General features: G+C 47.5%; 17 protein-coding genes, 1 pseudogene and 1 riboswitch. Of the genes and pseudogenes, 10 read left to right on the forward strand and 8 right to left on the reverse strand.

Going from position 1 to position 19341, the window contains the following annotated elements:
- Positions 1 to 16: 16 nt before the first annotated feature.
- Positions 17 to 1750 (reverse strand): ATP-binding protein, encoded by a 1734-nt coding sequence (locus GCU48_RS04650; protein ID WP_152379222.1) that lies wholly within the window; start codon positions 1748 to 1750, stop codon positions 17 to 19.
- Entirely contained in the window at positions 1747 to 2196 is a 450-nt protein-coding gene (locus GCU48_RS04655) for a hypothetical protein (protein ID WP_025718351.1), read from the reverse strand. The genes GCU48_RS04650 and GCU48_RS04655 overlap by 4 nt, the downstream gene beginning before the upstream one ends.
- Positions 2197 to 2242: 46 nt before the next feature.
- Between GCU48_RS04655 and GCU48_RS04660 the strand changes: the two genes are divergently transcribed.
- Complete coding sequence (locus GCU48_RS04660) at positions 2243 to 2947, forward strand: response regulator (protein WP_152379223.1); 705 nt, start codon at positions 2243 to 2245, stop codon at positions 2945 to 2947.
- Here GCU48_RS04660 and GCU48_RS04665 read toward each other — a convergent pair.
- The 4 genes from GCU48_RS04665 to GCU48_RS04680 are packed head-to-tail and all read right to left on the reverse strand — an operon-like array spanning position 2915 to position 7387.
- The gene (locus tag GCU48_RS04665; protein WP_152379224.1) at positions 2915 to 3826 is read right to left on the reverse strand and encodes a glycosyltransferase family 2 protein; all 912 of its coding nucleotides are present in this window, start codon (positions 3824 to 3826) and stop codon (positions 2915 to 2917) included. The two genes, GCU48_RS04660 and GCU48_RS04665, sit on opposite strands and share 33 nt — an antisense overlap.
- On the reverse strand, positions 3789 to 5012 hold the full coding sequence (locus tag GCU48_RS04670; RefSeq protein WP_152379225.1) for a glycosyltransferase family 4 protein: 1224 nt from the start codon (positions 5010 to 5012) through the stop codon (positions 3789 to 3791). Before GCU48_RS04670 ends, GCU48_RS04665 begins: the two co-directional genes overlap by 38 nt.
- A complete protein-coding gene (locus tag GCU48_RS04675) occupies positions 4996 to 6261 on the reverse strand; it encodes a polysaccharide biosynthesis protein (RefSeq protein WP_152379226.1) in 1266 nt (421 codons plus the stop codon). The genes GCU48_RS04670 and GCU48_RS04675 overlap by 17 nt, the downstream gene beginning before the upstream one ends.
- A 4-nt stretch (positions 6262 to 6265) precedes the next feature.
- Positions 6266 to 7387 (reverse strand): glycosyltransferase, encoded by a 1122-nt coding sequence (locus tag GCU48_RS04680; RefSeq protein WP_152379227.1) that lies wholly within the window; start codon positions 7385 to 7387, stop codon positions 6266 to 6268.
- Between the two features lie 411 nt (positions 7388 to 7798).
- On the opposite strand from GCU48_RS04680, the gene GCU48_RS04685 reads away from it, so the two are divergent.
- From GCU48_RS04685 to GCU48_RS04715, 7 genes are all read left to right on the forward strand, one after another.
- Positions 7799 to 9520: an NAD-dependent malic enzyme gene (locus GCU48_RS04685; protein WP_152379228.1), complete on the forward strand. Its 1722-nt coding sequence runs from the start codon at positions 7799 to 7801 to the stop codon at positions 9518 to 9520.
- Positions 9521 to 9592: 72 nt separating this feature from the next.
- Positions 9593 to 10546, forward strand: a complete 954-nt coding sequence (locus tag GCU48_RS04690) for an AEC family transporter (protein ID WP_152379229.1) — start codon at positions 9593 to 9595, stop codon at positions 10544 to 10546.
- Positions 10547 to 10705: 159 nt separating this feature from the next.
- A riboswitch (TPP riboswitch) is annotated at positions 10706 to 10809 on the forward strand.
- A 134-nt stretch (positions 10810 to 10943) separates the two neighbouring features.
- Positions 10944 to 11633 (forward strand): thiaminase II, encoded by a 690-nt coding sequence (gene tenA / locus GCU48_RS04695; RefSeq protein WP_025718339.1) that lies wholly within the window; start codon positions 10944 to 10946, stop codon positions 11631 to 11633.
- The gene (gene thiM / locus GCU48_RS04700) at positions 11630 to 12472 is read left to right on the forward strand and encodes a hydroxyethylthiazole kinase (RefSeq protein ID WP_152379230.1); all 843 of its coding nucleotides are present in this window, start codon (positions 11630 to 11632) and stop codon (positions 12470 to 12472) included. The genes tenA and thiM overlap by 4 nt, the downstream gene beginning before the upstream one ends.
- Positions 12469 to 13299: a bifunctional hydroxymethylpyrimidine kinase/phosphomethylpyrimidine kinase gene (gene thiD, locus GCU48_RS04705; RefSeq protein WP_152379231.1), complete on the forward strand. Its 831-nt coding sequence runs from the start codon at positions 12469 to 12471 to the stop codon at positions 13297 to 13299. Before thiM ends, thiD begins: the two co-directional genes overlap by 4 nt.
- Complete coding sequence (thiE, locus tag GCU48_RS04710; protein WP_152379232.1) at positions 13296 to 13985, forward strand: thiamine phosphate synthase; 690 nt, start codon at positions 13296 to 13298, stop codon at positions 13983 to 13985. The genes thiD and thiE overlap by 4 nt, the downstream gene beginning before the upstream one ends.
- 265 nt (positions 13986 to 14250) lie before the next feature.
- Complete coding sequence (locus tag GCU48_RS04715) at positions 14251 to 15369, forward strand: MFS transporter (protein ID WP_370881028.1); 1119 nt, start codon at positions 14251 to 14253, stop codon at positions 15367 to 15369.
- Positions 15370 to 15417: 48 nt separating this feature from the next.
- On the opposite strand, the gene GCU48_RS04720 is transcribed toward GCU48_RS04715, so the two are convergent.
- A complete protein-coding gene (locus GCU48_RS04720; protein ID WP_152379234.1) occupies positions 15418 to 15897 on the reverse strand; it encodes an Lrp/AsnC family transcriptional regulator in 480 nt (159 codons plus the stop codon).
- A 171-nt stretch (positions 15898 to 16068) separates the two neighbouring features.
- Between GCU48_RS04720 and GCU48_RS04725 the strand changes: the two genes are divergently transcribed.
- Together GCU48_RS04725 and GCU48_RS04730 are read left to right on the forward strand one after the other, a co-directional pair.
- A complete protein-coding gene (locus tag GCU48_RS04725; RefSeq protein WP_152379235.1) occupies positions 16069 to 17250 on the forward strand; it encodes a serine hydrolase domain-containing protein in 1182 nt (393 codons plus the stop codon).
- Positions 17251 to 17632: 382 nt separating this feature from the next.
- Positions 17633 to 18133 carry a hypothetical protein gene (locus tag GCU48_RS04730; RefSeq protein ID WP_152379236.1) on the forward strand — a complete coding sequence of 167 codons (501 nt, stop codon included), beginning with the start codon at positions 17633 to 17635 and terminating at the stop codon, positions 18131 to 18133.
- Positions 18134 to 18238: 105 nt separating this feature from the next.
- Here the strand turns inward: GCU48_RS04730 and GCU48_RS04735 are convergent.
- Positions 18239 to 19249, reverse strand: a pseudogene (locus tag GCU48_RS04735) (transposase).
- Positions 19250 to 19341: the final 92 nt, after the last annotated feature.

The following is a 19341-nucleotide window of genomic DNA, read 5'->3' on the forward strand; positions in this document are numbered from 1 at the left end:
TGTCGGTTATCTTTGGCTATCTTCTCAAGCGAACAATGGCCTGCAAGCCTTGATCCGTATTACGCAGCTTTAAACGTCCACCTATCGTCTTCAGGTATGCATCCATATGATACAGGCTGAAGGTATGCTCCTGCGAGCTCTGGGAATAATCCGGCTGAAAATAGCTCCAGCGCATTTTATCATCAATCCCACCGCCCGTGTCTTCAATAAGAATAATAATTTCTCCTTCTTCAAGCCGTGAACTCACCTTGAGCATTTGAGACTTGTGCTTGGATCGAAACCCTGTTCGGCTTTGCTCCTGATTCTCTATCGGCTCTTCACCTTGACTCATGGCCTGCACTGCATTTTCCAGCAACCCCTGAATCGTTTTGTACAGCATCGGCGCTTGTGCTGCAATGGATGGAACAGGCTCTTGCCGCAAGATGACTTGAATGTTCTTCATGTTCAACGAACGGTTCGCCCATTTCAACGACTCGGACAATACCTCATTCATATCTGTGAAGCTAATTCCACTATTATCATGCATCTTTTCTTCCAGCTCATCGCGCAGGGTGCGTACTCCCGTTAGCAGCTCTCCCAGTGAGGACTCCTGTCTGAGACGGCCCTGGATGAAATTTTCATTCAACTCCCGGAAGTATTCCAGTTCCTCATGAGATGCTCCTTTTCCCTGGCTGGAAGCCGCTTCAAAGCGGTTGGCCAGATCATGATAGAAGCCCAGCAGCTTCAGATCATCACCGCCTGTCAGACGGGCAGTCTGCTCTTGCAGCTCCTGGAGCTGCTGCTCAATCGACTGCATTAACGGTAAATAATAGGTGTCCTGCTGCTGTCGCATATCCTCATCCCGCCGCTGGTCACGCACCTGGTTATTTACGATGGCATCCTTCACAACCCGTTTGCGGAACTGTATGAGCATGGCCCACAGCATCAGTAATAGCAGAGTCATAACCATCCACAACTGTTTGCGGAAAGAGCTGATGCGCCCCGCAATGTCCTGACTGACATCTTCAACCGATATGTAAAGCGCCTCTTCCCCAATGCGGCTGAACCCTATTCCATGTTTCTCACCGCTATCCTCAATGACGCCCGTATTGCCCTCCAGCAGCCTGCGGGTTTCGTTTGTAATATCCGTTCGGTTGATATCCGATGAATTGCGGGAAGCTACGACCTTAAATTGATTATTATAAAATAAAACCTTGTCCTGATCGACTGGTTTACTTTTAATGATTCCACTAAGCATATCAGCGTCAATCGTTCGTACCATAAAGCCGCCCATCTGAGCCCCTTGAATCCTGCATACCATATACTGAGCAGGCTGATGATCCTCTGTCACAAAGGTGCTTACGGCGCATCCGTTTTGCAGCCATTTAACCTGCTGCACCGCGCTCTTCATCTCACGATTTTCTCGTCCGGCAATCACATGATACTGTTCATCCAGCACATAAAAGGACCCGGTTTCACGTTTAAATCCCTCGGGGTATTGACGCTTCCCCTGATTCAGTATATCTCTGCCCAGACTGGATGACAGCTCCTTCAGTTCAGTCTGCCATACAGTGTAACGCTCAGTTATATTGGCGGACAGTTCCTGCACCTCATGCTGGAGCTGTTCATTTTGAATTTCTCCCAAGTGACTGCTGAATTGCCGTACGACAAACCATTGAAGCACAGCAGCCAGGAATACAATCACGCACAGAACGATCAGGTACAGGATCATCTTTTGCCAACCCGGTTTCAACAAAGCCCATTGCTTCATGCTCCCCTGTCCCCTCCATTTTGTTCAAGACGGCCCAAAATGGCCTGCATTAGGCATTCTAGCTCGTAGCTGACCAGCGGCAGGCGTGCACACAGCAACCGGGGAGTCCGGCGCTGGAGTGCCGCAAACCTCACAGCGGTTTCCGGTGCCCCGTCCGTCAGCAAAATCAACTCGCAAGTTTTTGCGATATACAAGCGATCCAGCTCTTCTTCGCTATACTCCCGCAGATCGACCACATAAATATCATGACGATCATCCATGTGCTGAAGTGCGCTAGAGACAGTCAGGGTTATACCCGTATGTCGCACAGCATGATACTGATGAAGCAGACGCATGCCTTTTTCCCAGAGCGCATGTTCAGCCGAATCGAATCGTTCACAAAAAAGACGCAACGCCCGTTCTGCATTGACATCTTTCAAAAATGCCAAAACGCTGATATTATACATGTAGTTCCTCATTTCTTACTTCCTGATTGGAGTTGCCCAGTTGCTTATGACACCCCAACACATTCTATTTGTTGACGACAGCCCTATGGTTCTGTCCCTGCTAGAACGGACTTTAACGCAAGAAACGTTCACCTTACATACCGCTCATACCCCGAAAGAAGCCTTGCAGGTGCTGAAACAGCATCCCATTGATGTAGTGGTATCCGATCTGCTCATGCCTGGTCTGGACGGGATAACGTTCCTTCGTATGATTAAGAAGGACTATCCGCTTATCGTACGGATCATTTTGTCAGGTCACCTGCATACGCAATCTATTTTATCGGCGATCAATCAAGTCGGCGTGTTCCGCTTTTTGACGAAACCCCTGGAACTGGATAATGATACGCTAAAAAAGATACTGTACGAGGCACTGGATCAGGCCCAGCTCAATCGGAGCAGCCAGTATGCAGACCAAAATGTGACTCACGGCTTGTCGGTATTTATAAACAGCATTCTGAATGCTCCGTATCGGCCTTATGTGCTGCTCAATGATCAGCATATCGTAGCTGCTGTACACGCTGCGCTCGCTGAGCTGTATCCTGTAGGCAGCTCACTTCGTCATCCTGACGGTGAAGGTATTCAGTTAACTGCCCATTCACTGTATATACCGTATGAGGAGTCGGAATCTTCCGATCCCGACCTGTACACACTGGATACGCTGACTGTGGGCCGTTCATCCTTACGCCTTATCCGCCTTAGCGAGATCGCCTGAGTGACGGTTGCCGCCCTTTAATACGGCGGCAACCCCAATCACAGTCAGACATGTATACATCCACAACATGCCCGCCGTCAACAATGGATGACGAATGTAGCTTTTCAAATTCCCCCAAGTATACAGCACCGGACGGAAGAAGTACCAGCGTTCCAGTGCCTTTCGCAAGCCCCCCTCTTCGGATGACATCGTACGATCCATCACCGAAAAATAGTAGGCTTTTTTACGTAATACATCATGCAGATATACCTCTTTTTCATCATGATATACCCGTGTAAATACCGCCCGGCGAATGACTCCGCCAGACTCTATATAGCGTAAGGTAGGCTGTATTTCTTCGAAGGCAATCTGCTCCGCATTAAAGCCGCCTGTCGATTCGTAAGCGCTCATTCGCCAGAAGCGTGCCGCTTCTATGGAGCGTTTTCCCAAGGTTTCACCTGCGTTGTTAATTACATTTCGTTCGAAGACTTTCACTTTGGAAAAAAAATTGTCCGCTTCCGAATACGCCTCCTCAGGAACAACCAAGGCGCCAATGTCCTGATGATCGTCAAAAAAGTCGATGCTCTGCTGGATCAAATGCTCGGCTAAAATCATATCGGAATCCAATACAAGTATGTATTCGGCACCCAAGCGTTCCGCTTCCTCAACCGCTCTGACCCTCGCGACTCCACGCTCCCCGTGGGGAAGCTCCAACACTGTAACAGGCACTGAACTTCCTGCCGACAACGTACGAATCACCTCCACAGTCCGGTCATCCGAGCCATCATCAGCAATCACGATATGCAAGTCCTTGTAATTTTGCCCCATGCAGCTGCGCAAGCATGGCTCTATTGTCCGTTCATTATTGTATGTGGAGAAGAGAATGACCACTTTGTCCACTCTGTTCCGCCTCCTCTGTCCAATCTCCCATCAACTGCTCAAACGCAGCTGCCGTATGATCAAAATGAAATCTCAACGCATACTGATACGCCCGCTCACGAATGGCCATGTAGTCTTCGCCACCCTTCGCTGCTCTTTCCATCTGTTCAGATAAACCCCGGATGTCACCGTGAAAACATAGATATCCGCTTTTCCCAAAATCCGTCGCATCCACCAAGCCGGGTGAATTGCTGACAATACTGGGAGTTCCAACGGCCGCCGCTTCGGTAATCGTCAGACCCCAGCCTTCACGCAGGGAGGGGAATACAAGCGCGTGGGCACGGCTCATCAGCTCCAGCTTATGCTCTGCTGAAACGAATCCGAAAAAGGTAATATCCGCTTGGGATTGTCCTTGCTCATCCGGTTCTCCGTAAGTCAATCCATACCGTTTCATAATCGGCAATAATTGTTCTGCCACATAGGTTTTATCGGTTTTTCCGACGATCCACAATATAGCCTGAGGGAATTTTTTCTTGAGCCTCCCAAAGGCTTCAACAACCAGATCAATCCCTTTATATTTCACAAAGCGCCCTGCGTACATAAAGGTCGGACTGGACTCCTTCGGTAAAAATCGTTCACGCGGCCAGTGGTCAAACTCAATGCCTTCCGGCAAGAGATGAAGACGATCCGGGTGAAAGCCCAGCTTAAGCAAATCATACCGGGTGGACGGGGAAACGGTGAGTGTACGGTCCGTACGTGCCAGCTTAAGCATCAGCGGTTCCAAATGAAATCCGATCACATTTAGTGGAAATTTGGCATTTTCAAACCATATTTCCCTTGTTAGCTGGTGTATAAAAAAGATCCGCTTGGATGCCTCCACCCAAAACCGGGTAAAGAACTGGTGTGTATTCGCCTGATTAATGACATAATCAATATGCTTGCGGTGACGGCGATAATAACGCATGGCAAAATAAATCACGCTGTATATATTTCCTTTTCGGATATACGTAATTCCGTCTATGATTTCATGCTCGGGCAATCCCTCAAATTGGGGCGAAAAATGAATGAAGTGAAAGCGGCCTTGCTGTGAGCGTTTTAGCATCTCATGGGTGAAAACTTCTGCTCCTCCGCTTTTAGGTGAACGAATGTCACGCCAGGATAGCAATAGAACTACGGTCTTACCGTCCTGTTCATGGATTGTATTCATGGGCCGAATCCCCTCTTAGCTTTATTTTGAACAAATAGATATAGGCATCTACTACAAAGTAGAGAGACATGGCGCCATACACCACCAGCTCAGACAGTAAAAAATCGGATGGCTTGTTGTGGGCCATATGAAAGGCTGCCAGTAAAGCCGCCGCTCCTGCGATTAAGCTGAACATAAATTTGCGTCTGCCCACCAATACATGCATATGAACAAAAAACAGTACGATGGAAAACAGCCAGTACACCCATCCTCCCCATGGAATAAAAGCTTCTGCCGACTGATAGGAAGACCCGAATAATACAGGAATAGATGATGGGAACACAAAGGTTGTACCTGCATACACACAGATTGCTGCCACAGCCATTAATCCGGCATACACAGCGATCAGCTTCCCCAAGGCTTGACGGTCATGACCATGCGCACCGAGCTTTGGAATAAATGCAGCGATCAGACTGTACGAAACGTAATAGACTAATTGGCTGTACTTCAGCGCGATGGCATAGCTACTAGCCTGTTCCGGGAAATAATGCTGCACATACAGCATGTCAATGGAAATGCAAAACAAAATAAATAAGTTCGTTATGAGACTATCCGTAAAATCCTGACCTAGTGATTTCCATAGCCCGGATGGTATACGTGCTTCACTGTGACTGAATAAGGATAAGCCTCGAGCCGAAACGATCCAGCCATGAAGCAGCGAAAGTAACATTCCCCCACAGCTAGCCAGCAGCAGGGCTTCCAGCTTTAATCCCAATGCAGCCAACACAAAAAACAGGCTCAACTTTCCTAAAACCTCAATATAGTAGTTCACATTGAGCGCCAGCATGCGTTCCCTGCCCTGTAAATCTCCGCGGCACGAGCTCACGAGAATATGCAGCCCTACCAAGCCATACAGCATGAACAGCGGGGCGGATTGGACGCCTAATAGCGAGCGCAGCAACGGATGAAAGATCACCAGCACGACGATGGCAAGCACGGTGAGCAACAAAGGAGCTTTTAGCAAGAGAGAGCCAAGCGGCAGATTGCGCAGCGGAAGCTTGTGGTCTCCCTTGGAGACCAGCTTGGCGGTTAGTAGCTGAATCGATAAGCCCAAAACGGACAACAGGGCAAAGAGGGCCAACAGCGCATTCGCCTGACCATAGGCTTGTCCAGTAAGATACCAGCTTGCTGCAATATGAAAGAAAAAATTAAATCCGTTCAGCAGCACATTAAATAAAGGAAACATCAACGGACGTAGTCGGTTGTTCACGTTGTTATCTCACCCGCCGATCCAGCCGCCAAATATCAATAATGGAACGTAGAAAACGAATGGAATCCTTCCAGACATGGATGTGCGATCCATCCCGGTCAATACACTTGACGGGTAGCTGCAGCACACGAAGCTGGAGTCGCTTGGCGATAAACATCATTTCCAAATCCAGCGCCAGCCCGAGCTGCTCCTTCAAATGCGGAAACATCCGCTTCACCGCCACCGAGCTCATGACTTTAAGCCCTGTCTGGGAATCCACCACACCTGTCGGTAAAAACGGGCGGGAAACCATACGTTTGCCAAAGCTGACGATAGATCGTAATAAAGAGCGATTTTCGGCTGTCATATCCTTGGTTCCAATCACGACATCGTAGTAGCCCTGTCGAACCACGTTTATCATTCTGGCAATATCCTCAATAAAAAAGGAATCGTCCGCGTCCACAAATACGTAATAATCCGCACCGATGGTTCGCATCCCTTCCAGATACGTTCCTGCCTTACGGGTATTGCGCCCCAATTCCTTGGTTTGAATCAAAGGATTAAGATTCTGATTAATCCGGTTGACGGACAAATCCGTTGTTGCCTTCAGCGCTCTGATCAAGTCATTCGTGCCATCGTGGCTGCCATCATCAATGAGGTAAATCGAGCCCTCTACAAGATGACTGCGAATAAAGTCTTGCAGGCGTTCAGCAAATGCCTTGACGTGAACAAAACGCTGCTCCTCGTTATATACAGACAAAATGAAGGCAATATGCCCACCTTTGGCCGAATACTCGGGGTAGAGCAAGCTTTGTATTTCGGACAGCATTTCCTCGTTATTACCGGCTTGCCAAAATAGCAGACGCAAACGGCCTATTCCTGTGATTTGCACCATATGCTGATCACTGAATGGGACCGTTACATCCGTTACCACTAACAGCGGCATTTGCGGAAATTGACTTCGGATCTGATTGGCTATCCGCACCGCCTTCTCCGGCTCCCTATAATCAATCAGGCAACAACATGCGTTCTCATAAACTGAAGCTGCCTCAGGGTCTCTGCACTGTATAGATTGGTAAAAATGAATCACGTTGGGATAATCAATAGCCCTGTCATTATCGCTAAAAATGGCTATAGGTCCCTCCACACAAACCTCTCCTTTTTTCCTCCAGATGGTTCTATTTTGTTGAAAAAGAATTAAAAATGTTTGCTTAGAGGCGTTAAATTAACATGCAAATACTTCATATTTTCTTAACAAAATAGCTGACATGCCATGATACATAAGGATATAAGGAGATGAAAACCAATTTTATATTTTGCAAAAAAAGAAGATTTAGAACTAATTCATTAGAACCAAAAATAACGAAATAATCTTATTTATCAATATTTATAATTAGTTCTTTATGATCAATCACACAAAAAATTAATGGGTACTTTGTCACAGATAATATGCGAATAAAACATATTACCATGACCATACTATGGTCAACATGTCATCTTTCGTCATGAATAAACCTTAATAAACATCATCAATACGAAGAGAAAGAAGGGTATTATTATGGAAGCATTTTATGTCAATCGGGACGGCTCATTATCCACCCCATTACGAGGCAAGGATGTGTTAGCGAACCCCCTTTTGAACAAAGGTGTCGCTTTTACAGAAGAAGAACGCAAAGAACTGGGTTTGGAAGGAATCCTTCCTCCAACGGTCCTCTCACTGGAAAAACAGAGCGTACGAGCGTATCAGCAGTTTTTGGCACAACCGACCATGCTGCGTAAAAATGCTTCGCTCAACGACCTTCACAATCGAAATATCGTACTCTACTATCGCCTACTTACCGACCATTTGAGTGAAATGCTGCCTGTGGTGTACACACCTACGGTAGGAACCGCGATTCAAGAATATAGTCACGAGTACAACCGCCCTGGGGGCGTATATTTGTCGATAGATAACCCGAACGGAATTGGACAGGCGTTCTATAATTCCGGTTTGAGTGGTGAGGATGTGGATCTGATCGTCGTGACGGATTCGGAAAGTATTTTGGGCATCGGTGACTGGGGTGTCGGGGGGATTAACATTGCGATTGGCAAGCTTGCTGTATATACAGCCGCAGCAGGCATTCATCCCGGGCGGGTGCTGCCGATTGTACTGGATGTAGGCACGAATAATGAAAAGCTGCTGAATGATCCGCTCTACATCGGAAACCGCCATAAGCGGGTCCGCGGAGAAGCCTATAACCAGTTTATTGATACTTTTATCAATAAAACGCTAACACAGTTTCCGAAGGCGCTTTTGCATTGGGAAGATGTCGGCAGCGTAAACGCACGCCATATTATAGGCAAATACGGTCAAAGCATTCTCACCTTTAACGATGACATTCAAGGCACAGGAGCTGTAACCCTGGCTGCGATTCTTTCGGCGGTAGGTGTTACCAAAATTCCGCTGCGTGAGCAAAAAGTGCTTGTCTTCGGACCGGGGGCCGCAGGCATCGGTAACGCTGACCAAATTCGGGGAGCTATGATCGCGGACGGCCTTTCGGCGGAGGATTCATTTAAACCATTTTGGGCCTTTGATTACCGCGGGCTGTTAACGGACGATATGGAAGATGTGCTGGAGTATCAGAAGCCGTATGTACGTACAAAAGAGGAAGTCAGCTCATGGATGCGGTCTGATGACGGAAAAATACCGCTGCTTGAGGTCATTCGTCAGGTGAAGCCTACGATATTAATAGGAACTTCCGGTGTGGGAGGTGCCTTTACTGAAGAAATTATCAAGGAAATGGCGAAGCATGTAGAACGCCCGATCATCATGCCCATGTCCAATCCTACAAACCTTGCCGAGGCGGTACCCGAGGATTTAATACAGTGGACCGATGGCAAAGCATTGATCGCTACCGGAAGTCCCTTTGAGCCGGTTACCTATAATGGTACGAAATTTGAGATTGGACAAGCGAACAATGCTTTTGTATTCCCGGGTCTTGGTCTGGGCGCGATTGTGGTCAAGGCAAAAAGAATCACCCCTGCCATGTTTACAGCTGCAGCAGATGCCGTTGCCAATGCCGTAGATTCGAATGAGCCTGGCGGTGCGCTGCTTCCCCATATCCGAAAATTACGTGATGTCTCGTACGCGGTTGCGGTTGCGGTTGCGAAGGCCGCGATTCAGGATCAGGTGGCTCAGGCACACATTTCAGATGTTGAACAAGCCATTCGGAATGCGATGTGGAACCCGGAATATGCAAGGATCAAAGCCGTGGAAAGTGCCATACATCACCCTCACTAATCCTTCAATCAGGGGCGGGGATGTATGTTCAGACAGGCAGGATACGTCAGTTCAAGCAAGGAGAATCGATCTATGAGTGTCGGACATATTCTTTACATTTTGGTGCCGATTTTTTTCGTTATTATTTTAGGATGGCTAGCAGGGCATTACAAAAGCTTCGATGCCTCTTCCTCCAAGGCCCTAAATGCGCTCGTCACCAAATTTGCGCTGCCTGCGCATCTATTCATCGGCATTACGACAACGAACAGGAAAGCACTCATCGAGCAATGGCCATTCCTGCTAGCTCTGTTCATTGGCATTGTCGGCTTTTTTACCGTTCTCCTTCTGCTTTCCCGATTTGCGGGGAAGCAGTCGGTGAAGGATGCCGCTATGTTTGCTTTAAACTCGGCACAGCCGACCTTTGCTTTTATGGGCATTCCTGTGCTTGGAGCCATCTACGGCTCCTCAGCCGTGGCTATTCCTATTGCACTTACGGGAATCGTAGTCAATGCCGTCCTTGACCCGGCAGCTACGATTATAGCTACCGTAGCCAACCAGAATTCAGGCAAGGAACGGAACGGTCACTTCGGAAGACTGATCTGGGACTCCATTCTTCACGGTTTAAGGGAACCGCTGGCGCTGGTGCCGCTGGTTGGTGTGGTTTTGACCTTGTTCGGCTTCCATTCACCTGATTTGTTGAACAAATCGTTTAATCAAATCGGTGACATTACATCCGGGGCCGCTTTATTTGCAGTCGGTGTGACCATTGGCGTACGCAACATTAGTTTTAGCATAAGGGCCTTTGCCATCGCGCTGTTAAAAACAATCGTACAGCCTTTATTAATGCTGCTGATTGCCTACCTCTGCGGTCTGTCGTCTACCGATACCGTTAAGGCGGTTCTGCTCGTTTCCTTCCCGGGTTCAGCAGTCGCTGCTATGATCGCTACCCGTTTTGAAAGCCTGGAATCAGAAACCGCCTCCTCCTTTGTCATCAGTGCTGTCATCTCTCTCGTTACACTCCCTGTGCTAATTTCGTTATTGATGTAAAATATCACCTGTTCGCTCCTGTTATTAGTGCCGTCCGATTTTGTCGGTTTTTGTCATGATTCATGTCCCCCTCGATTTAGTAGATTTCCCAATAAGAATGAATTGAGGAAGGTTTGACATAACGTATGAACGAATGTACAGTAATAGTCAAAAGAATAGGAAGTCCACTAGGGGAGCCGCTTATGGCTGAGACAAGAACGTATCTTGGACCCTTTGAACCTGATCTAGTTCGTACTAGCGTAGGAAAGTGGAGCCTTCGTATATAAGGTCCCTCGTGTTTTTTTATGCATTAGACCTATGATGAAGCCGCTCCAGTTTTCGGGGCGGCCTTTTGGCGTTGTTCCGAAACTGTCTTCTTACGGGACTTCCTGCTCTTCATTTTGTTGGAGGTGGGGAAATGAGCTTTACGCAAGAGCTTCGTCGGCAGGCGGATGGTATTTTTCAGGCGATTTTTGAGCATCCCTTTGTTAGAGGTATTGCCGAAGGAAGCTTGGCAAGGGAACAGCTGATTCACTATGTAAAACAGGACTTTGAATATTTAAATGCCTATATGCGGATTTACGGCATCGCGATCTCCAAATGCACGAGCCGGGAGGACATAGCTGCATTTAACGAACAGATCTCTTTTATCCTCCACAGCGAGATTCATCCGCATCAAAATTTCTGCGCTGTTGCAGGTGTGGCCTATGAAGAAATGCAGGGATATCCGCTCGCACCGTCTGCCCACCATTATATCCATCACATGCTGACGGTCGCACACGAGGGCAGTCTTGGCGAGATCATGGCTGTGCTGCTGCCGTGTCCGTGGACATATCTTGAGATTGGCCGCAGGCTGCTGGATGAGGTAAGACCGGACGAGTCCCATCCGTTCTATGAATGGATCAACTTCTACCAGTCTGAAAATCTAACAACCAAATTCCGGGAACGTGTGGATGCTTGGGCGGAAGGCGCAACGACTGCCGAGCGGGAGCGGATGATTGAGCATTTTATGTTAAGCTGCCAGCTGGAATATATGTTCTGGGATATGGCTTATAAGCAGGAAAACTGGCCGGTCCAGATGCAGGCCGCGGTGGGGTCAACGATATGAATACATGGGAAAAGGATTGTTCGGAGCTCCTGACAAAGGTACACAACAGCAACCCCCTTGTTCACAACATGACCAATGTGGTGGTCACCAACTTTACAGCCAACGGCCTGTATGCGCTGGGCGCTTCGCCAGTGATGGCTTATGCCCCCGAGGAAGTCGCGGATATGGCAAAAATAGCAGGGGCCGTCGTATTAAACATCGGTACATTGAACCGCGAGCTGGTCGATGCCATGATCATTGCCGGACAATCGGCGAATGCACATGGTGTTCCGGTCCTGCTAGATCCGGTCGGTGCGGGAGCGACTCGCTTTAGAACCGAGTCGGCACTGCGAATCCTGAGTGAAGTCAACATTTCAATGGTGCGGGGCAATGCAGCCGAAGTCGCCCATCTTATCGGAGAAGCCCATGAAATTAAAGGCGTAGATGCTGGTGAGAGTGCCAGCAGCAGTCATGTCGATCTGGCAGCTCGGGCTGCACGAGCGCTCAATACCATCGTTGTCATCACCGGAAAAGAAGACGTCATCACCGATGGGGCCGAAGTACGAATGATCTGTGGCGGAGACGCGCTGCTCACAAAAGTAACCGGAGCAGGCTGCCTGCTGACCTCTGTATTGGGTGCTTTTGCTGCCGTTGAACCTAATCTGCTGCTCGCAGGGACAGCAGGCTTGGCATTTTACAGTGCAGCGGCTTCCCGGGCCGCTGCACGTACAGCAGAGCTGGGACCCGGCAGCTTCCAGATTGCCTTTCTCGACGAGCTAGCCAAACTGCATATCGGCTCGCTGAAGGGCCATGTATCTATTCATGAAGCCGGAACAGCTACGGCAGGTGGTGCACAATGACAGACGTTCGTGTACCTAGAGCACTGACGATTGCCGGTTCGGACAGCGGCGGCGGGGCTGGCATTCAAGCCGATCTCAAAACCTTTCAGGAGCTAGGGGTGTACGGCATGTCGGCGATTACAGCCATTACCGTACAGAATACCCTGGGTGTCCACGGTGTATATCCCTTGCCACAGGAAGCGGCGGCGGAGCAGATCGAGGCCGTAGGATCAGACCTCGGCGTGGATGCCCTAAAGACTGGCATGCTGTTTCATGCGGGCATCATCCGCCTTGTGGCCGAGCAGATCCGAAAGTTCGGCTGGGAGAAGGTTGTTGTCGATCCCGTGATGATTGCCAAGGGAGGCGCAGCGTTGCTGCAGCCGGAAGCGATGCAGGCTTTGCAGGACGACCTGCTCCCCTTGGCCCTGGTCGTTACACCGAATATCCCGGAAGCGGAAGCCCTGACAGGAATCAGCATCCGTACGATGGAGGATCGCCGCGAGGCTGCAAGAAATATTAGCAGTCTGGGTCCAAAATTTGTCGTGATCAAGGGCGGCCACGCCGACGAGAGCGAGAACAGCGGACAGATCGTTGACCTGCTCTTTGACGGAACCGCCTTTACAGAACTGAGCGGCAAGCGGGTACGGACTGTCCATACACACGGAACGGGATGTACCTTCTCGGCAGCGATTACCGCGGAATTAGGGAAAGGGATGTCTGTACCGGAGGCTTTCTTGAAGGGTAAAGCCTTTATCCAGGCGGCGATTGAGGAACCTTTACAGCTTGGGCAGGGACATGGCCCCACCAATCATTGGGCCTACCGCCGTCGTCAGGAGATGTTCCAATGAGCGCCAGAATATTACCAGAGATGATGTGCCAGCATCTGCAAGTGTATCTGGTGCTTGGAAGCGTGAATTGCCTCGCGGAACCAGGCAGGATCGTGCAAGAGGCTCTGGCCGGAGGGACAACCATGGTCCAGTTCCGGGAAAAGGGCCGTGGCGCGTTAACAGGCGCCCCCAGGATTGAGTTAGCACGTCGGCTACAAGAGCAGTGCCGCCGTGCCGGGGTTCCCTTCATCGTGAATGACGATGTGGAGCTGGCTCTTGAGCTCGACGCCGACGGCGTTCACATCGGTCAAGACGACGAATCATCTGATTCCGTCCGCGAGCGGATCGGAAACCGGATTCTCGGCGTTTCCGCCCATACGATTGAGGAAGCCCGCCGAGCTATCCTGCAAGGTGCGGATTATCTCGGCGTCGGGCCAATCTATCCTACCCTCTCGAAGGATGATGCTCATGCCGTGCAGGGTCCAGTCATATTGTATGAGCTGCGCAAAGCTGGAATTGATGTGCCGATCGTCGGAATCGGGGGCATTACGGCGGACCGTGTTGAGGAAGTGATACGCGCAGGTGCGGATGGTGTGGCGGTGATTTCAGCTGTAACGCAGGCAGAGCGGATTCAAGCTGCGGCTGAGAAATTAAAGAAGAAGGTCGTTTTGAGCATCAAACATCCGGGGGTGTCCCAAAAGCCATGAGATACATGCTTTCATCTGTTTCTTTAAAATTAAAAGAAGAATCGAAAAAATAAATGATTTTTCGTCTAATAATTAGTTTTTTACCTTTAATCATGTATGCAAAATAGCGAATCCTTTGTGTAAGCTTATGAAAAGCGTATCGCTTTTAAAATTTCAACAAAGGAGACGTTTTATCGTGAGTTCAAATACAACTTGTGTGAAAGAAGGCAATATAAATACTGGATTTTCAAACAGTCTTCCGTGGATTGGCTTGCTTGCTTTAGCCATGGCGGGTTTTATCTGCATTTTGACTGAAAGCCTACCTGCAGGTTTACTTCCTCAAATTTCAAAAGACCTTGATGTCTCGGAAGCTCTTGTAGGACAACTAGTTACTCTCTATGCAGTGGGATCGCTTTTAGCCGCAATTCCATTGACCGCTGCTACACGTGGTTGGAGGAGAAAACCGCTATTATTACTATGCATCGCTGGCTTTTTGGTGTTTAATACCATAACCGCACTATCTTCTATCTATGTTCTGACGCTTGCTGCTCGTTTCTTTGCAGGGGTATCTGCCGGGGTGTTATGGGGAATGAGTGCTGGTTATGCGCGTCGTATGGTCCCAGCTTCACTGAAAGGAAAAGCCATGGCTGTGGCTATGGTTGGCACACCTCTGGCATTGGCGCTAGGAGTTCCAGTTGGAACCTTTTTGGGCACACACATTGGCTGGCGCCTAATTTTTGGAATTGTAACTTTATTGGCAGCAGTCCTAATAGTTTGGGTCCTTTGGAAGATGCCGGATTTTGATGGAGAGCCTGACGATGAAAGGCTTTCCCTTCATAAGGTCTTTCTGATTCCAGGGGTACGACCGATTCTGGTAGTAGTTATAGCCTGGGTGCTGGCTCATAATATTCTATACACGTATATTTCTCCTTACCTTGCCAAGACCGCTCTTGGCCAAAGAGTTGATTTGGTTTTGCTTATTTTTGGAATCACTTCGGTTATTGGCATTTGGGTTGTTGGCATGTTGATTGACCGCTTTATAAGATTAATGACTATATCCAGTATCACTGCCTTCACCCTGGCTTCAATAGCAATGGCGATCGGTATCGATCAGCCTGTGATCATCATCTTCGGTGTCATTATATGGGGACTTACCTTTGGCGGTGCTGCCACCATTCTTCAAACAGCAATTGCCCAGGCTGGAGGCAAGAGCGCAGACATAGCTCAATCAATGCTGGTTACAGCATGGAACTTGGCTATCGGTGGCGGAGGTATTATTGGCGGTATCCTGCTTGAGATATTTGGACCCGAACTCCTTCCCGGCTCGTTATTTATACTACTGCTTCCTGCCTTGCTGATAGTTGTGTTAGCCAAAAAGCATGGTTTTCCTAAAGGAATTAAATAAAACCATTTATATATACCAAAAAAATAGGAATCCGCAGAGACCGGATTCCTATTTTTTTTCTTTTTTAATTGAGGTTATACTCTGGACGGCCATTAAATTGGTTCCTTGAATGAGTTTTTTAAATGGGATCGGAGAGGACATCACAATTAGAGTCGTGTAGGTTCCAAATGAATCGCATTTGTTCTCAAACTCTTCGAGGCCCTGAGTTGATTCCGTCAATATTTTTAATAAATAATTGTGTTCTCCACTTATTCGATAACATTCGACCACTTCAGGTGACGAACGACAAAAATCAAGGAAGGCATGACAATCTCTTGTCCGAAATAGCACATAAGCTGTGCTCTGCTTATTCAATTTATGAGGTGAGAACAATGTACGGTATTCCTCGATAACACCTTTTTCCTCCATTCGCTTTACTCGTTCAGTTACAGCAGGCTGAGACAACCCAACCAGTTTTCCTAATTCGGTCATTGGTAATCGTGCATTATTCTCTAAATGGAACAGAATGTTATTATCAATTTCGTCCATAAAAAATGTCTCCTTTTAATCTCAAGGATATTCCATTTAAATACCTTTAGATTCGTAGTAGTTTGCCTCATATTACTTAAATCACATATGTAAAGGAAATAAAATCATTTATATAATTATCATACTTACTGTAAATAATCAAGTAAGCAATACAAGGAGAGGATGAGGGATATGAGATTTACGGATATAAATACTTTACAAAATTGTGTGGATGAAGTAATTGAACGCACACTTATTGAGAAAAGAATAGTAGGCACAGTTGTTCAAATAGCATTAAGAGGGGAGCTGGTGTATAGCCGAGCCAAAGGTTTAGCCGATCGGGAACAGAAGCGTCCGATGCAAGAAAACGCGCTGTTTAGATACGCCTCCGTAACTAAGCCTATTGTATCAACAGCTGCTTTAATATTATTTTCGCAAGATAAGTTGCGTTTAGATGATCCGGTAGTAAAATGGTTACCTTCATTTCGTCCGAAACTGCCAAATGGCCAGTATGCCTCTATTACCATTCGACACTTAATTACTCATACTGCCGGGTTAACTTATCGCTTCTTTCAAGAAGACAAGGGAGCCTACGAAATGGCCGAGGTATCAGACGGTATGGATATATCCGGAATTACTTTGGAAGAGAATCTCGAGAGACTCGCAACTGCACCACTTCTTTATGAACCAGGAAAAATGTGGAGGTATTCCATCGCCACTGATGTTCTCGGTGCGGTCATCGAGAAGATCACCGGGATGCCGTTAAGTGAAGCTGTACAAATGCTGGTCACTCACCCACTTCATATGAATGACACTAGTTTTATAGCAGTAGATAAAAATAGGTTAACTGCTGCATATGCTGATAGCTCAGACGAACCTCGCCGGCTGCACGATAACTTTGACACTATTCCTTTTATTGAAGGTACAGCTGGTTTTCGCCTTGCACCCGACCGGGCTAATGATAAGTCTGCTTATCCTTCTGGTGGGGCTGGTATGGTTGGTAGTGCCGGAGACTTCCTAAAATTACTGGAAACTTTACGGCAGGGAGGAGATCCTATTCTTCCGAAAGCAATCGTCACTGAAATGACAACTAATCAAATTGGCGACCTGGAAATGCCTTACTGGCCGGGAAGGGGTTTCGGCTTAGGATTCACGTTACTTAAAGACCCTAAAGCTGCCAATACTTCGGAATCACCTGGAACGTGGCGAATGGGTGGGACTTACGGCCATTCCTGGTTTGTTGATCCAAGTCAAGAACTGAGCGTTGTAGCATTCACAAATACGGCGCTTGAAGGGATGTCCGGAAGATTTACAACTGATCTATGCGAAGCGGTCTACGCAGGATTGCAAGGTTCAAACAATAATTTGTATTGAACCAACAGAAAACGGTAGTTAACATAAAGGGTTTCACTTATTAGGCATGCATAATATGTAGAACCCTTTACTTCATTTTTCAAGACATCTCAATCCTTCAGCCTTCAAACCCTGAACCTTTTATAGCATTTATCTTCATTTGGTCGGCTTTTGCCATTTATGCTTTTTCTTCTGTAACCAAGTAGGGTCAAGAGAGAGAAAAAGTAAAATTGAAGCCTATGCTGCCGCACATGCTGGGATATACAATAAAACGAAGGTTCATTCGATTGACGCCTTCGTTTTTTTACATAAATTTAAAAATAGAGTAAATTATGATATAGGCATTGCAACTTTCTTTAACATAGTATTCGTTATAGAAAGAGAAAGGATGTATTAATCTAATATGAATAAACCTGCTCAAATTATTTCTATACTTATACTTTCTGTAAATGTGCTTGCTGGTTGTGGAAAGCAGGAAACAACAGGTGCATCCACCAATGAAACAGTACCGACAACCTCAGAATCGGTAGTAAAAGAAGGAACAGCTCAATCAGCCGCACTGCAAAGCTTGGACGAGATCAAATGGAATGAAGTTAAAGACCCTCTGATTGAGGATGCCATGATAACAAAACTCAAAGCGGCAATAGCCGCCTTTGTGTCAAAAGATTTGGATCAATTCCATACTGCGCTCGGTCCAAACGTTGGAACAGGTCATGATTACCTCTTGGATCATCCGGTGAAGTTTACTGGTATTGCCGAAGCTGTAAAAGAAAACGATCGGATTTTGATACCCGTTGTAGGCGAACGGCTTAATAAACAAGAAGGCTATACCCCTGATATACGGTATACCTTCTATTTTGCCAAAGGTAAAGATGGAGCATGGCAAATTGTTTCAATTGACTGATTAAATCAGAACGTCTTCTCAGGCTGTCGAGAAACCCCGTCTTTTGAGACGCGGGTTTCTTTTTCTTTACATCATAATGGTCTGGTATCTGGGAAAAACGGGGGGTTACCCCTGTTTCTCCAGGCGATCCAGGTGAATCGCTATCTTCTTCATGTTCTGCACGGCTGCGGTTATAAGGGCTTGTTCCTTGACGTTCGGAAGTCCGCGCAAACGGCAATAGCGAAACCCATGGAGCTCTTTGGCATCCGCGAAGCTTCGCTCAATCGTCTCTTTTCGTTTGCGGTACAGCTGTTTCCCGGATGGGCTCAGCCGGTTGCTCCGTACCCATTCTTTGCTGTCCTCCCAGACATGGCGAGTCACCACTTTACGGTGGTTCTGAGACTGGGTACACTGGCCCAGCAGCGGACAATGCCAACACTGGGCTGGGTCAGACGCATACTGCCTGTATCCCTTACGGTCCGTCGTTCGGTAAGACAGTTCCTGTTGAGCTGGGCATCTATACACATTGCGTTTGGCATCGTATTCAAACTTCCTCTCGGGATTTTAACGCTTTTTTCCATGGTTTCTCCGGTCTTCCTTTACCGCTGCGTTCAGCTCGTCCATATAGTCTTTGGTATTCTGTAATACTCGCTCTTTGGTGTACTGGTGTTTGTTGGCATTGGCTTTGACGTGTGTGGAATCGGTGATGAGAACACGTCCGCCCACCATTCGGTGAGAGATCGCCTGCAGCACAATTTCATCGAAGATATCTTGAAAGATCGTGGTGTCTTTAAAGCGAGTGCGACGATTCCAGCTTATGGTGGTGTGGTCTGGAACTTTATCCGTTAAGCCCAGCCCCAGGAACCAGCGATAGGCCAAGTTGGTCTGAATCTCCCGCTCAAGCTGCCGTTCTGAGCGAATGCCATAGAAATAACCGAGGAAGATCATTTTAAACAACACGGTAGGATCAATGGCAGGACGCCCGTTGTCCGCACAATACAGCATGCTTACCTTCTCATGAATAAAGGAGAAGTCTATATATTTATCCACTTTGCGAAGCAGATGATCTTGCGGTACCAGCTCTTCCAGAGAAACCAATTCAAAAGATTGTTGCTTGTCTCGATGAGGTCGCAGCATATCAACACCGTCCGTTCTACAATAGTTACCTATATTATACAACATTAACGCGGTGTCGTCTTAAACAAAATCAACATAAAATAGGCTGTCGA

The organism is Paenibacillus brasilensis (genome assembly GCF_009363115.1).
Lineage (GTDB): Bacteria > Bacillota > Bacilli > Paenibacillales > Paenibacillaceae > Paenibacillus > Paenibacillus brasilensis.

What these genes read in the sequence shown, in the direction of transcription:
- GCU48_RS04650 (WP_152379222.1), bottom strand. Translation starts at nt 1,750, where the DNA reads ATGAAGCAATGGGCTTTGTTGAAACCGGGTTGGCAAAAGATGATCCTG.
- GCU48_RS04655 (WP_025718351.1), bottom strand. Translation starts at nt 2,196, where the DNA reads ATGTATAATATCAGCGTTTTGGCATTTTTGAAAGATGTCAATGCAGAA.
- GCU48_RS04660 (WP_152379223.1), top strand. Translation starts at nt 2,243, where the DNA reads ATGACACCCCAACACATTCTATTTGTTGACGACAGCCCTATGGTTCTG.
- GCU48_RS04670 (WP_152379225.1), bottom strand. Translation starts at nt 5,012, where the DNA reads ATGAATACAATCCATGAACAGGACGGTAAGACCGTAGTTCTATTGCTA.
- GCU48_RS04685 (WP_152379228.1), top strand. Translation starts at nt 7,799, where the DNA reads ATGGAAGCATTTTATGTCAATCGGGACGGCTCATTATCCACCCCATTA.
- GCU48_RS04690 (WP_152379229.1), top strand. Translation starts at nt 9,593, where the DNA reads ATGAGTGTCGGACATATTCTTTACATTTTGGTGCCGATTTTTTTCGTT.
- tenA (WP_025718339.1), top strand. Translation starts at nt 10,944, where the DNA reads ATGAGCTTTACGCAAGAGCTTCGTCGGCAGGCGGATGGTATTTTTCAG.
- thiM (WP_152379230.1), top strand. Translation starts at nt 11,630, where the DNA reads ATGAATACATGGGAAAAGGATTGTTCGGAGCTCCTGACAAAGGTACAC.
- thiD (WP_152379231.1), top strand. Translation starts at nt 12,469, where the DNA reads ATGACAGACGTTCGTGTACCTAGAGCACTGACGATTGCCGGTTCGGAC.
- thiE (WP_152379232.1), top strand. Translation starts at nt 13,296, where the DNA reads ATGAGCGCCAGAATATTACCAGAGATGATGTGCCAGCATCTGCAAGTG.
- GCU48_RS04715 (WP_370881028.1), top strand. Translation starts at nt 14,251, where the DNA reads ATGGCGGGTTTTATCTGCATTTTGACTGAAAGCCTACCTGCAGGTTTA.
- GCU48_RS04720 (WP_152379234.1), bottom strand. Translation starts at nt 15,897, where the DNA reads ATGGACGAAATTGATAATAACATTCTGTTCCATTTAGAGAATAATGCA.
- GCU48_RS04725 (WP_152379235.1), top strand. Translation starts at nt 16,069, where the DNA reads ATGAGATTTACGGATATAAATACTTTACAAAATTGTGTGGATGAAGTA.
- GCU48_RS04730 (WP_152379236.1), top strand. Translation starts at nt 17,633, where the DNA reads ATGAATAAACCTGCTCAAATTATTTCTATACTTATACTTTCTGTAAAT.